The 12,978-nt window shown below is 67.8% G+C and carries 14 protein-coding genes; 6 read left to right on the top strand and 8 right to left on the bottom strand.

What is annotated here, in order from left to right:
- Positions 1 to 7 precede the first annotated feature (7 nt).
- The 4 genes from BM436_RS23185 to BM436_RS23170 are packed head-to-tail and all read right to left on the bottom strand — an operon-like array spanning position 8 to position 4,385.
- Positions 8 to 1,000 (bottom strand): Gfo/Idh/MocA family protein, encoded by a 993-nt coding sequence (locus BM436_RS23185; RefSeq protein ID WP_093557911.1) that lies wholly within the window; start codon positions 998 to 1,000, stop codon positions 8 to 10.
- Positions 1,001 to 1,030: 30 nt separating this feature from the next.
- A complete protein-coding gene (locus BM436_RS23180; protein ID WP_093557910.1) occupies positions 1,031 to 1,831 on the bottom strand; it encodes a DUF3025 domain-containing protein in 801 nt (266 codons plus the stop codon).
- A 9-nt stretch (positions 1,832 to 1,840) separates the two neighbouring features.
- On the bottom strand, positions 1,841 to 2,890 hold the full coding sequence (gene pyrC, locus BM436_RS23175) for a dihydroorotase (protein ID WP_093557909.1): 1,050 nt from the start codon (positions 2,888 to 2,890) through the stop codon (positions 1,841 to 1,843).
- A gap of 55 nt (positions 2,891 to 2,945) precedes the next feature.
- On the bottom strand, positions 2,946 to 4,385 hold the full coding sequence (locus BM436_RS23170; protein ID WP_093557908.1) for an amidohydrolase family protein: 1,440 nt from the start codon (positions 4,383 to 4,385) through the stop codon (positions 2,946 to 2,948).
- A gap of 70 nt (positions 4,386 to 4,455) precedes the next feature.
- Between BM436_RS23170 and BM436_RS23165 the strand changes: the two genes are divergently transcribed.
- The 3 genes from BM436_RS23165 to BM436_RS23155 are packed head-to-tail and all read left to right on the top strand — an operon-like array spanning position 4,456 to position 5,370.
- Positions 4,456 to 4,842: a hypothetical protein gene (locus BM436_RS23165; RefSeq protein WP_093557907.1), complete on the top strand. Its 387-nt coding sequence runs from the start codon at positions 4,456 to 4,458 to the stop codon at positions 4,840 to 4,842.
- A 1-nt stretch (position 4,843) separates the two neighbouring features.
- On the top strand, positions 4,844 to 5,101 hold the full coding sequence (locus BM436_RS23160; protein ID WP_093557906.1) for a DUF5985 family protein: 258 nt from the start codon (positions 4,844 to 4,846) through the stop codon (positions 5,099 to 5,101).
- The gene (locus BM436_RS23155; protein ID WP_093557905.1) at positions 5,101 to 5,370 is read left to right on the top strand and encodes a DUF5985 family protein; all 270 of its coding nucleotides are present in this window, start codon (positions 5,101 to 5,103) and stop codon (positions 5,368 to 5,370) included. Before BM436_RS23160 ends, BM436_RS23155 begins: the two co-directional genes overlap by 1 nt.
- A 19-nt stretch (positions 5,371 to 5,389) precedes the next feature.
- Here the strand turns inward: BM436_RS23155 and BM436_RS23150 are convergent, their stop codons facing one another.
- From BM436_RS23150 to BM436_RS23135, 4 genes are read right to left on the bottom strand one after another with little or no spacing between them, the layout of a single operon-like run.
- Positions 5,390 to 6,082: an amino acid ABC transporter permease gene (locus BM436_RS23150; protein WP_093557904.1), complete on the bottom strand. Its 693-nt coding sequence runs from the start codon at positions 6,080 to 6,082 to the stop codon at positions 5,390 to 5,392.
- Positions 6,082 to 6,834: an amino acid ABC transporter permease gene (locus BM436_RS23145; RefSeq protein ID WP_093557903.1), complete on the bottom strand. Its 753-nt coding sequence runs from the start codon at positions 6,832 to 6,834 to the stop codon at positions 6,082 to 6,084. The genes BM436_RS23150 and BM436_RS23145 overlap by 1 nt, the downstream gene beginning before the upstream one ends.
- 7 nt (positions 6,835 to 6,841) lie before the next feature.
- Positions 6,842 to 7,792: an amino acid ABC transporter substrate-binding protein gene (locus tag BM436_RS23140; RefSeq protein ID WP_093557981.1), complete on the bottom strand. Its 951-nt coding sequence runs from the start codon at positions 7,790 to 7,792 to the stop codon at positions 6,842 to 6,844.
- Between the two features lie 32 nt (positions 7,793 to 7,824).
- On the bottom strand, positions 7,825 to 8,550 hold the full coding sequence (locus tag BM436_RS23135; protein WP_093557902.1) for an amino acid ABC transporter ATP-binding protein: 726 nt from the start codon (positions 8,548 to 8,550) through the stop codon (positions 7,825 to 7,827).
- 193 nt (positions 8,551 to 8,743) lie between these two features.
- Between BM436_RS23135 and BM436_RS23130 the strand changes: the two genes are divergently transcribed.
- The 3 genes from BM436_RS23130 (at position 8,744) to BM436_RS23120 (ending at position 12,976) form a co-directional block, all read left to right on the top strand.
- Positions 8,744 to 10,000, top strand: a complete 1,257-nt coding sequence (locus BM436_RS23130; protein ID WP_093557901.1) for a dicarboxylate/amino acid:cation symporter — start codon at positions 8,744 to 8,746, stop codon at positions 9,998 to 10,000.
- A gap of 57 nt (positions 10,001 to 10,057) precedes the next feature.
- A complete protein-coding gene (locus BM436_RS23125; RefSeq protein WP_177307443.1) occupies positions 10,058 to 11,203 on the top strand; it encodes a serine hydrolase domain-containing protein in 1,146 nt (381 codons plus the stop codon).
- Between the two features lie 201 nt (positions 11,204 to 11,404).
- On the top strand, positions 11,405 to 12,976 hold the full coding sequence (locus BM436_RS23120; RefSeq protein ID WP_093557899.1) for an ice-binding family protein: 1,572 nt from the start codon (positions 11,405 to 11,407) through the stop codon (positions 12,974 to 12,976).
- The last annotated feature ends 2 nt before the right edge of the window (positions 12,977 to 12,978 follow it).

Below are 12,978 nucleotides of genomic sequence, written 5' to 3'. Positions count from 1 at the left end.
CTGCCCTTCAGGGTTGGATGTCGGCGCCGTAGCGCACGCCGATCTGCGCGCGCATGTCGTCGAGGATGCCCATCAGGGCCAGGGTGTCGTCCAGCGGCATGACGGGGCTTTCCAGCAGTCCCGCGCGCAGGCAGCGGCCCACCTCGATCGCCTCGTGCGCGTAGCCGTTGCCGATGCGCGGCACGTGCAGGTCGCGGCGCGTGCCGTCGGCCAGTTGCACGGTCAGCGATTCGGTCAGGTAGAAGCGCGTGTTCAGGCGCACGAATCCCAGGGAGCCGGAGACCGTCAGTTCGCACGGCGTGCGGGCGCGCAGGCTGCACACGGCGGAGGACAGCCCGCCGCCCTCGTGCTTGAGCGAGAACGAGGCCTGCACGTCGACGCCGGTGGCGCCCAGCTGGCCGGCGGCCCGCGCCTCCCGCACCGGGCCGAGGAAGTAGGCCGACAGCGACAGCGGGTAGATGCCCAGGTCGAGCAGCGAGCCGCCGCCCAGCTCGGGGTTGAACAGGCGGTGCTCGGGTCCCGCGTCGGAGGCGAAGCCGAAATCGGCGCTCACGCTGGCGGGCGCGCCGATCTCGCCGCTGTCGACGATGCGCTTGGCCTCGACGATGGCGGGCATGAAGCGGCTCCACATGGCTTCCATGACGAACAGCTTCTTCGCGCGCGCCAGGGCGGCGATTTCCTCCGCCTGGCGGCGGTTCACGGTGAACGATTTTTCCACCAGCAGCGCCTTGCCCGCGTTCAGGCACATGATGGCGTTTTCGTGGTGCATGGGGTGCGGCGTGGCGATGTAGATCACATCCACGTCCGGGTCGTCGGCCAGCGCCTGGTAGCCGCCGTGGCGGCGCGCCACGCCGAATTCGGCGCCGAAACGCTCGGCGCCCTCCTGCGTGCGGGACGCCACCGCCACCAGTTCAGCGTCCGGCGTGTCGCGCAGGCCCTGCGCCATCGCCGTGGCGATCTTGCCCGTGCCCAGTATGCCCCAGCGGATTACCTTGCCCATCGCTCCTTCGCTTTCTGCCGCAAGCGGCTGTCATTGGGCGGAGCGCTTCGGCCGGAACACCGCCGCGTCGCCGTAAAATTCCTCGTCCTGCCCCGGCCACCAGCCGGGCACGCCCAGCATGGGTAGCGGCGTGAAGCAGGACTTGCTCAATCCTTCCAGCGCCAGCTCGCGCGCCACCGTCTGGTCCAGCCACGCGCGGCGGCCGGCTTCGTCCAGCGCGAAAAAACCCTCGTCCGCCGTCACGATGCGCGTGTGCGCGGTGATGGCCTTGTACGGCGCCACCAGCTTTTCCATCAGCGCGTGGCCGAACAGCCAGACCTGCGCCTGCCCCGCCTCGCCGAACAGTTCGCGCAGCTCCACGAAGGCGGTGCGCCATTCATGGCCGCGCAGCGCCCGCGCCAGCGCCCGCCCCTGTTCGGTGCCGCGCACCACCAGCAGGGCGGCGTTCTCGTCGAACAGCGTGGCCGCGTCCCGCGCCGGACCGCGCGACTTGCCGACGCCGTCCCGCGCGATCTGCGCGGCCTGCAGCGCGTTCAGCTGCCGCTTGATCAGCGGGAAGCTGAGCCACACCAGGCCGTTGAAGAAGTCGTGCAGGTTGTCGCGCGTGGGCACGCCGCCGGTGGCGCCGATGAATTCCTCGTACGCGACGCCTTCGGGCAGCGCGCTTTGAGGCACGAAGGCCAGCGGCAGTCCTTGATGATTACACAATTCGCGCGCGGCCGCTTGCGCGCTGAAGGAAGCGATGACGCTGGACGCCTCCAGGTCGGTGCCGGCCGCCGCGGCCCGCACCGACGCGTACCATGGACGCGACCAGTCGATTTCCGCGAACACGCCCGCGCCTTACACCATCTTCCAGTTGATGGTTTCGCCGCTGTTGAGCGGCACCACTTCCAGCTCGCCCAGCGGCAGGGTGGCCGGCAGCGTCCATTGCTCGCGGCGCAGGGTGATGGTGTCCGCGTTCGGCTCCATGCCGTAGAAGGACGGGCCGTTCAGGCTGGCGAAGGCCTCCAGCTTGTCCAGCGCGCCGGCGCGCTCGAAGGCCTCGGTGTACAGCTCCATGGCGTGCAGCGCGGTGTAGCAGCCGGCGCAGCCGCAGGCGTGCTCCTTGGCGCCCTGCGCGTGCGGCGCGGAGTCGGTGCCGAGGAAGAAGCGCTCGTCGCCGCTGGTGGCGGCCGTCATCAGCGCCAGGCGGTGCTCCTCGCGCTTCAGGATCGGCAGGCAGTAGTAGTGCGGGCGGATGCCGCCCTTGAAGATCTCGTTGCGGTTGTACAGCAGGTGGTGGGCGGTGATGGTGGCGGCGATCGGGCCTTCCGCCTCGGCCACGTATTCGGCAGCCTGGCGGGTGGTGATGTGCTCGAACACCACTTTCAGCTCGGGCAGGTCCTTGCGCAGCGGGCGCATCACCCGTTCGATGAACACGGCCTCGCGGTCGAACACGTCCACCTCGGGATCGGTCACCTCGCCGTGCACCAGGAACGGCAGGTCCAGTTCCTGCATCACTTCCAGCACCTTGTAGCAGTTCCTCAGGTCGGTCACGCCGGCGTCGGAATTGGTGGTGGCGCCGGCCGGGTACAGCTTGACGGCGTGGACGAAACCGCTGTCCACGGCGCGGCGGATCTCGTCCGGCTCGGTGTTGTTGGTCAGGTACAGCGTCATCAAGGGCTCGAACTTCATGCCATCCGGCAGCGCGGCCAGGATGCGGCCGCGGTAGGCCTCGGCGGCGGCCACCGTGGTGACGGGCGGCTTCAGGTTGGGCATGACGATGGCGCGGCCGAACTGGCGCGCGCTGTGAGGCAGCACGCTGGCCATGGTGGCGCCATCGCGCAGGTGGAGGTGCCAGTCGTCTGGGCGGATGATGGTGATGCTGTCGGGGGTTGCGATGTTGGACATGGCGGCTGCTCTCAGTGAGGAATGCCGACATTTTACCCCTTGCGGCCGGGACGGACTACGGCTGCCTCGCCACCCACGCCTTCACCCCGGCCAGCATCCGGTCCAGGCTCGCGCGGTCGTGCACGGCGCCGCGGCTGACGACCATGCGGATCTTGCGGGTGGCGGCGATGTCCTTCAGCGGGTCGGCGTCCAGCACCAGCAGGTCGGCGGCCTTGCCCTCGGCGACGGCGCCGTAGCGATCCAGCTTGCCCAGGAAGCGCGGGCCGGCGACGACCGCGCTTTGCAGCGCCTGCGCCGGCGTCAGGCCGTATTTCACGTACAGGCCGATCTCGTCGTGCAGCGACACGCCGGGGTAGTCGTAGGAGTTCAGGAAGCCGGCGTCGGTGCCGGCGATGATGCTCACGCCCTCCCGCGCCAGCAGGGGCAGCAGCGCGGCCGACTTTTCAAAAATGGCGTGGCGCAGCGCGATGGCCTCCGGGCCGTCCTTGGCGGCGCGCTGCACGCGCCAGTCGTAGGTGGCGCGCAGGCCCTTGCCGATGTATTGCAGGTAGGCGTCCCGGCTATGGTCGTCCCGGTCCAGGTAGGCCGTCACGTAGGATCCGTACAGGGTCGGCACGACGGCGGTGCCGGCCGCGGCCAGGCGGCGGAACGCGGCGCGCGCGGTGGCCTCGTCGTAGCTTTCCAGGCTGAGCTTCATGGCCTCGCGGGCGGTCAGCCTGCCGTCCGCCACCTGCGCGGTCAGTTCCCCCTCGCGCGGCGTCGTGGCGCGCAGCAGGTAGGACTGGTGCTCCACCGTGCCCAGGCCCGCGTCGGCCACCTGGTCCAGGGTCAGCTGCGCCGGCACGTGGCCGGAGGTGCGCATGCCGCGCGCCCTGGCCTGCCTCAGCGCCTCCAGGTAGATGGCCGGCGTCATCGTGTTCTCGGTGATCTTCACGAAGTCCACCTTCCAGGCCTGCAGCTGGTCCAGCGCGGCGCCCACCTCGGCCGCCGTGCCGACCTCGATGGTGCCCTTCCACAGCGGCTTGACGCCTTCCAGCTTGGCGCCGGAGGTGAAGATGGTGGGGCCGGACATCTGGCCGGAGGCGATCTGGTGGCGCCACTCCAGCACCGTGTCGGCCAGGTCGCCGGAGCAGTCGCGCACGGCGGTGACGCCATGCGCCAGGTACAGCGGCATCAGCCGCTTGTTCTCTTCGATCAGTTCCGGTCCGCCGCCGTAGTGGATGTGGGTGTCCCACAGGCCCGGCATCAGGTATTTCCCCGGCAGGCGGACGGTCTTTTTCGGCGCGTAGTTGGCCAGCGCCTTGTCGTCCACCACGGCGATGATGGTGTCGCCCTTCAGCACCACCGATTTGCCCTTGACGGCCTTGCCGCCGGCGACGTCGATCAGGGTCGCCTTGGTCAACACCAGGTCGGCGGCGATTTTGCCGGCCGCGTGGGACGGGCCGGACATGCCGAGCGCGAACAGCACGGCTGGAAGTGTCTTCGAAATCCGCATGGCGGGGCCCCTTTTTTCGTGCGCAGCATATCATGCGCGGCGGTTTTTCCGCCCGGAATATAATGCCGCCATGGAAGAACCCACCTCCATCCCCGACGACCTGCGGCGCTTCATTTGGCACAGCATTCCCTCCGTGCCCTACCTGGAGGCGCTGCTGCTGCTGCGCGAGCGTAACACGCACGCGTGGACCGGCGCCGAACTGGCGCAGCGGCTCTACCTGGACGAACGCCGCGCGCAGCGGCTGCTGGACCAGTTGAAGGCCGCCGGCATCGCGCAGGCGCAGGACGGGGCGCGCTTCCGCTACGCGCCGACCACCCCGCGGCTGGCCGACATGCTGGACCGGCTGGCCGAGGTCTACGCGCGCCACCTGGTCGACGTCAGCACGCTGATCCATCTAAAAACCAACAAGAAGGCGCAGCTGTTCGCCGACGCCTTCTTGTGGCGAAAGGAGCCTTGATATGGCCAGCATCATTTACCTGCTGTGCGCGGCGACCGCGCTGGCCTGCGCCTGGATGCTGCTGCGCAGCTACCGGCGCACCCGCTACCGCCTGCTGCTGTGGAGCGGCTTGTGCTTCTGCGGCATGTTCCTGAACAACGTGCTGCTGGTGCTGGACCGGGTGGTGTTCCCGGACATCGACCTGTCCACCTACCGCCTGGTGGCGGCCCTGGTGGCGCTGCTGCCCCTGCTGTACGGCCTGGTGTGGGAGGACGAGTAATGCAAGCCAACGCCTTGCTGAGCGGCGCCATCATCATGGCGGCGCTGACGATCGCCCTGTTCTTCCTGCGCTTCTGGCGCCAGACCCGCGACCGCTTCTTCCTCTACTTCGCGCTGGCCTTCGTGCTGGAGGCGCTGCAGCGGCTGCTGTCTGCCAACTTCCCGCTGTCCAATCCGGACGTGCCGATGTACTACCTGCTGCGCCTGGCCGCCTATGGCCTGATCATCGTCGCCATCCTGGGCAAGAACCGGCGGCCGCCGGGGGACTGAGCGGCCGAAAGCCGGGACCTCAGCGCACGATGGCCACCCGGTTCTGCAGCTGCCGCGCCAGCCACGACAGGGCGCAGCACAGGATGAAGTACACCACCGCCACGAACAGGTACATCTCCACCAGCCTGCCGTCGCGCTGCGCCACCTTGCTGGCCGCGCCGACGAAGTCCGGCACCGACAGCACGTAGACCAGCGACACGTCCTGGAACAGCACGATGGTTTGCGTGAGCAGCACCGGCAGCATGTTGCGGAAGGCCTGCGGCAGCACCACGTGGCCCATCACCTGCCAGTAGCCCATGCCCAGCGCCTGCGCCGCCAGCACCTGCCCGCGCGGGATGGACTGTATGCCGCCGCGCATGATCTCGCAGTAATAGGCCGCCTGGAACAGGATGAAGGTGATCAGCGCCGACCAGAACGCCCCCACCTTGATCGGCTCCGGCGCGCCCAGCACCCACGCGCCTATGTAAGGCACCAGGAAGTAGAACCAGAAAATGACCAGCACCAGCGGGATGGCGCGCATCAGGTTCACATAGCCGGCGGCCAGCAGCGCCACGGGAGCGAAGGACGACAGCCGTCCCAGCGCCAGCAGGGTGCCCAGCACCACGCCGCCCAGCATGGCGAGCACGGTCAGCTCCAGCGTGAAGGCCATGCCGGTCTTGAACAGGTAGACCCAGGAACGGGCGATGATGTCGAAGTCGAAGTCGGAGAACATCAGCGCGTCCCTCCCGACTGCAGGGTACCGGGCAGCGCCAGCTTGCGCTCCACCACGTGCATGGCGCCCACCACCAGGATGTTGACGGTGACGTAGATCAGCGTGGCGGCGGAAAACGCCTCGAACACCTGGAAGGAGAATTCCTGGATGGCGCGCGCGCTGGCGGTCAGCTCCACCAGGCCGATGGTGAGCGCGATGGAGCTGTTCTTGATGATGTTGAGGCACTCGCTGGTGAGCGGCGGCAGGATGATGCGGAAGGCCAGCGGCAGCAGCACGTGGCGGTAGGTCTGCCAGCGCGACAGGCCGAGCGCCATCGCGGCCAGCCGCTGGCCGCCGGACAGCGACTCGATGCCGGCGGTGACCTGCACCGCCACCCGGGCGGAGGTGTAGAAGCCCAGCGACACCACGGCCGTGACGAAGGGCGCGTTCGGCAGCGCCTTGAGCCAGGCGCCGGCGTCCGGCGGCAGCAGCTCGGGCGCCACGAAGTACCACAGGAACATCTGCACCAGCAGCGGCACGTTGCGGAAGATTTCGATGTAGGCGGTGCCCAGGCGGCGCAGCCACGCGCCGGCCCGGGTGTCGGGCATGGTGCGCGCCGTGCCCACCAGCACGCCCAGCAGCAGCGCCATGATCCAGCCGCCCAGCGACGCGGCCATGGTCCATTGCAGGCCGTCGACCAGCGTCTCCCAATACGTGTGGACGCCGTCCGGCGACTCCTCCCAGAAGATGCGCCAGTTCCAGTGGTAATTCATGCCGGCTTTACTTGGCTTTTTTCTTCGCGGCGGCCTGCTGCGCCGCCGGCACGGCGGCGTAGGCGGCGGGGTCCGGCGAGTCGGTCGGCTTGGCGATCACCGCCTGCAGCTGCGGCGGCATGGGGAAGTTGAGGTTGATGCCCTTGGGCGGGATCGGGCTCATGAACCACTTCTCGTAGACCTTCTTGTAGTCGTCGGTCTGGTAGAAGCGCGCGAGCGCGGCGTCCGCCAGCTGCTTGAAGGCGGGGTCGTCGCGTCGCAGCATGATGCCGTAGGGCTCGACCGACAGCGCCTCCTTCGTGATCTCGTACTCGCCCGGCGACTTGGCGGCGGCCACCTGCGCGGCCAGCAGGATGTCGTCGTTGGCCTCGGCCGCGGCGCGGCCGGTCTCCAGCATCAGGAACGATTCGGGATGGTCCTTGCCGATCAGGATGGTCATGCCGAGATTCATCTCGTTGTTCAGGATGGTCATCTGCTTGAGCGTGGTGGTGCCGGCGGTGGCCACCAGCGTCTTGCCCTTCATGTCGGCCAGCGTCTTGATGTTGGAGGACTTCTTGACCAGCAGCTTGTTGGCCACCACGAACATGCTGGACGCGAAGGACACCTGCTTCTGGCGCTCGGCGTTGTTGGTGGTCGAGCCGCATTCGAGGTCGATGGTGCCGTTGGCCATCAGCGGGATGCGGTTGGCCGCCGTCACCGGTTGCATCACCACCTTCACCGCCGTCATGCCCAGCTGCTTCTGCGCGGCGGTGACGATCTTCATGCACAGGTCGACCGAGTAGCCCAGGTATTGCTGCTTGTCGTCGAGGTAGGAGAAGGGCACGGAGCCGTCGCGCACCCCCAGGGTGATGGTGCCGGTGCGCTTGATCTTGGCCAGGGTGCCGGTGGGCTCCTGGGCGATGGCCGGCGCGGCGAGGGCGCTGCAAACGAGGATGGCCAACAGTCTGTTCAACGTCATCATTTCTCCTTACATGTTCAATGAATGCGGCTCTAATGAATAATACGCGCCAGGAAGTCCTTCGCCCTTTCCGAACGGGGCGCGCCGAAGAACTCCTCCTTGGCGCAGTCCTCCAGGATGTGGCCCTTGTCCATGAAGACCACGCGGTTGGCGACCTTCCTGGCGAAGCCCATCTCGTGGGTCACCACCATCATGGTCATGCCCTCCTGGGCCAGGCCCACCATCACGTCCAGCACCTCGTTGATCATTTCCGGATCCAGCGCGGAGGTGGGCTCGTCGAACAGCATGGCGATGGGGTCCATGGACAGCGCGCGGGCGATCGCCACGCGCTGCTGCTGGCCGCCGGACAGCTGGTTGGGGAACTTGTCCTGCTGCGCCAGCAGGCCGACGCGGTCCAGGTATTTCAGGCCGCGCGCGTTGGCCTCGTCCTGGCCGCGGCCCAGCACCTTGACCTGGCCCAGCGTGAGGTTCTCGCGCACCGACAGGTGCGGGAACAGCTCGAAGTTCTGGAACACCATGCCGATGCGGGCGCGCAGGGCCGGCAAATCCGTGCCCTTGGCGCCGACGGAGACGCCGTCGACCGTGATCTCGCCCCGCTGGAAGGGCTCCAGCCCATTAACAGTCTTTATTAGTGTGGATTTGCCGGAACCGGACGGTCCGCAGATCACCATGACATCGCCCTTGGCCACCTGGGTGCTGCAGTCGGTGAGCACCTGAAACTGGCCGTACCATTTGCTGACGTTCTTAATGGCTATCATATTTCCGATCGATTTCGCGATTAAAATTCGGCCTTTTCGGCTGTATTCCGCATGAGACACTGTTGCTTGACAGGCATCAGGCCCGCAAGGATACTGCGGGACTTGCTCATTGATTGATCATCAATGATTCCTCATTTTACCGGTTATCCAGATTGCTACACAGTCTGGACACTACCACAGGAAGCAACTCCTTATGAAAACACGCAACAACCTGACCACCTATATCCTGGTGAGCCTCGTGCTGGGCATCGGTGTCGGCTACGTCGCCAACACCACCATGGCCAATCCCGCCAGCTTCGCCGACTATATGTCGATGCTGACCACCATCTTCCTGCGCCTGATCAAGATGATCATCGCGCCGCTGGTGCTCTCCACCCTGGTGGTCGGCATCGCGCGCATGGGCGACGCCAAGGAAGTGGGCCGCATCGGCCTCAAGACGCTGGGCTGGTTCTTCATCGCCTCCGTGTTTTCGCTGGCCCTGGGCCTGGTCATGGTCAACCTGTTCCGTCCCGGCGACTCGCTGGTCGGCCACCTGCCCGCCGCCGCCTCCACCGGCATCGCCGCCAGCGGCCTGTCGCTGAAGGAGTTCATCACCCACCTGGTGCCCGCCTCCATCATCGACGGCATGGCCAAGAACGAGATCCTGCAGATCGTGGTGTTCTCGCTGTTCTTCGGCACCGCCGCCGCCGCCGTCGGCCCGAAGGCCGACCCGCTGATCGACGCCATGGACGGCCTGGCCCACATCATGCTGAAGGTGACCGGCTACGTGATGGCCTTCGCGCCGGTGGCGGTGTTCGCCGCCGTGGCCGGCACCATCGCCAAGAGCGGCGTGGGGGTGCTGAGCACCTACGGCGTGTTCATGGCCGAGTTCTACCTGAGCATAGGCGTGCTGTGGGGCCTGCTGATCTTCGCCGGCTTCCTGTTCCTCGGCCGCCGCGTGTTCGCGCTGATGAGTGAACTGAAGGGCCCCGCCCTGCTGGCCTTCTCCTGCGCCTCGAGCGAGGCGGCCTACCCGAAAACGCTGGAGGGCCTGGAGCGGTTCGGCGTGCGCAACCGCATCGCCTCCTTCGTGCTGCCGATCGGCTACTCGTTCAACCTGGACGGCTCGATGATGTACTGCACCTTCGCCACCGTGTTCATCGCGCAGGCCTACGGCATCGAGATGTCGCTGGGCACGCAGATCACCATGATGGCCGTGCTGATGCTGACCTCCAAGGGCATCGCCGGCGTGCCGCGCGCCTCGCTGGTGGTGATCGCCGCCACGCTGGGCCAGTTCAACATCCCCGAGGCCGGCCTGCTGCTGTTGCTCGGCATCGACCACTTCCTGGACATGGCCCGCTCGGCCACCAACGTGATCGGCAACGGCGTGGCCGCCGCCGTCGTCGCCAAGTGGGAGGGCGAACTGGTCGAACCGCTGGACAAGGATCTCGCGGACTCCCCGCTGCCATAATAAGACACAACAACAGAGGCTTCCATGAGAAGCCTCTTTTCTTTTGGAGGAGCACAGATGGACCGTAGGAGTATGTTGGGCTTGGGAGCGATGATGTGCGCGGCGCCGTGGTCGGTCGCCGCCGGCGGCTGGGAGGAGGAGTTCAGCCGCTTCATGATGGACGGCCTGCGCAAGACCGGCACCGCCGGCATGGGCGTTGCCGCGGTGCGCAACGGCCGCACGCTGTTCGTGCGCGGCTACGGCTTGGCGGACATGCGGGCGCGTACGCCGGTGACGGCCGACACGGCCTTCCACGTGGCCTCGGCCAGCAAGGTGGTGACCGGCACGGCGATGATGATGCTGCACGAGCAGGGCGCCTTCAAGCTGGACGACCCGGTCGGCCCCCTGCTGGACTTCCCGCTGGCGCACCCGCTGTTCCCGGACACGCCCATCACCTTCCGGCACCTGCTCAGCCACACCTCCGGCATCTCCGACGCGGCCTACAACGAGAAGGCCGGCGAGTTCGCCGTCCAGGGCAACGGCGCGCCGCCGCTGCGCGACTTCCTGGCCGGCTACCTGTCGCCGGGCGGCCGCTGGTACGCGCCGGCGGGTTCCTACGCCGAGACCAGGCCGGGCGCCGCCTGGGCCCACAGCGACGTGGGCCTGGCCCTGCTGGGCCACCTGGCCGGCCGGGTCGGCGCCGACAAGCTCGACGCGCTGACGCAAAAGCGCCTGTTCAGCCCACTGGGCATGCGCAACACCGGCTGGACGCTGGCGTCCATGGGCCGGGTGCCGCTGGCGCAGCCCTACGCGCGCAGCGAGGGCATGCTGCGCGCGCTGCCGCCGGCCGCCTATCCGGACGGGCCCTCGGGACAGCTGCGCACCTCGGCGCGCGATTTCGCGCGCATCCTGGAGATCTTCAGCGGCGAGGGCGCGGTGGACGGCCGCCGCTACCTGCAGCAGGGCACCCTGGCCACCTTCCTCAGCCCGCAGCCGGTGGCGGCGGAGCAGGACAGCCAGCAGGCGCTGATCTGGACCCTGCGCGACCGCGCGCACCTGGCCATGCACGGCGGCGGCGACACCGGCGCCGATTCGCTGGCCATGCTGGACCTGGAGCGGCACGTGGGCGCGCTGGCGTTCTGCAACGTGACGGGGAACGAGAACTTCAAGGCCTTCCAGAAGGAGGCCGTGACGCGGCTGCTGGAGCGCGCGCGCGGCGCCTGAGCCCCCGGTTCGGCGCCACAGCCCATCAGGCCGCCCTCGGGCGGCCTTTTTTCATTTTGTTGCGCTGAAACAGTATATTCCCGGTTTCACCCTCCTATGTGCGGCACCGAACGAAGTCCGGGCGCGCGGGGAAGGGATAGTGGTGGCGCTCGGCTGTTTTCGACTGAATGCCGCATAGAGCCGCACCACTAAAGGAACACCATGAATACGCTCCAGCGCACCACAAGGAAAATCCTCTGCACGGCCGGCTTGCTCGCGACCGCCCTTCTCGCCGCTTGCGGGGGCGGCGACCAGGGCCGCGATCCCATTCTCGGCCTGCCCGCGGCGCAGCTGGTGAGTGTCACGGTGACGCCGGCCACGGCCACCGTGGCCGCCGGCGCCAGCCAGCAGTTGACCGCGACCGCCACCTACAACGACGGCTCGTCGCAGAACGTGACCGGCGCCTCGGCCTGGACTTCTGCCACACCGGCGGTGGCCACCGTGAGCGCCGCTGGCGGGCTGGCCACCGGCGCGAACGCGGGCAGCAGCGTCATCACGGCCGCCTTCGGCGCAAAAACCGGCTCGGCCACACTGGCCGTCACGGCGCCGCTACCGCTGCCGGCCCCCACGCTGACCAGCATCGCCGTGACGCCGGCCAGCGCCAGCATCGCCGTCGGCGCCACGCAGCCGTTCGTCGCCATCGGCACGTTCTCCGACAACTCCACCGCCGTCATCACCAATTCGGTGACCTGGAGTTCCGGCACGGCCGCCACCGGCGGCGTCGCCGCCTCCGGCACCGCCATGGGCACGGCGGCGGGAACGACGCTGATCACCGCCACCTCGGGCACGAAGGCCGGCACCGCAAACCTGACCGTGACCGCCCCGCTTGTTGTGGTGGTGCCGCCCGTGGTGGTGCCGCCTGTCGTGGTTCCTCCAGTGGTGGTGGTTCCGCCTGTTGTTGTTCCTCCCGTGGTCGTTCCGCCGGTCGTGGTGGTTCCTCCTGTTGTTGTTCCTCCCGTGGTCGTTCCACCGGTCGTTGTGGTTCCACCTGTTGTTGTTCCTCCCGTGGTCGTTCCACCGGTCGTTGTGGTTCCTCCCGTCGTGGTGCCGCCCGTTGTCGTCATTCCCCCGGTTGTGGTTCCTCCAGTGGTCGTTCCACCGGTCGTGGTGGTGCCGCCCGTCGTCGTTCCTCCCGCCGCGGGCATCAACCTGGGCGCGGCGGCGAGCTTTGGCGTGCTGGCCGGCACTTCGATCACCAACAACTCCGGCGGCACCACCCTGGTCACCGGCGACGTCGGCTCGCCGTCGCAAACCACCGATCCGGTGCAGGCGGCCGGCTTCAGCAACTACAAATCCGGCGCCATCCTGGCCAGCGCCCTGGGCGACCTGCAAACCGCGATCGTCGACGCCAACAGCCGCACCTGCACCGTGACCTCCGCCGCCGGCGTCGATCTCGGCGGCCTGGTGCTGACACCGGGCGTGTATTGCTACACCGGCGCGATCAGCATCACCGGCACCTTCACGATGAACGGTCCCGGCGTGTACATCTTCCGCACCGCGTCCACGCTGAACAGCACGGCCAATTCGACGGTGGCGTTCACCGGCGGCGCCACGGCCGACAATGTTTACTGGCTGCCGGTCGGCCCCACCACGCTGGGCGCGAACAGCGTCTTCAAGGGTTCCATCCTGGGCCAGTCCGCCGCCATCACGCTGGGCGACAACGTCACGCTGCTGAACGGGCGGGTGCTGACCGCCGCCGCCGTGACCCTGCGTAACAACCAGATCACAAAGTAACG

The organism is Pseudoduganella namucuonensis (assembly GCF_900116645.1).
Classification (GTDB): domain Bacteria; phylum Pseudomonadota; class Gammaproteobacteria; order Burkholderiales; family Burkholderiaceae_D; genus Rugamonas; species Rugamonas namucuonensis.
This window is presented reverse-complemented; position numbering and strand designations above follow the sequence as displayed.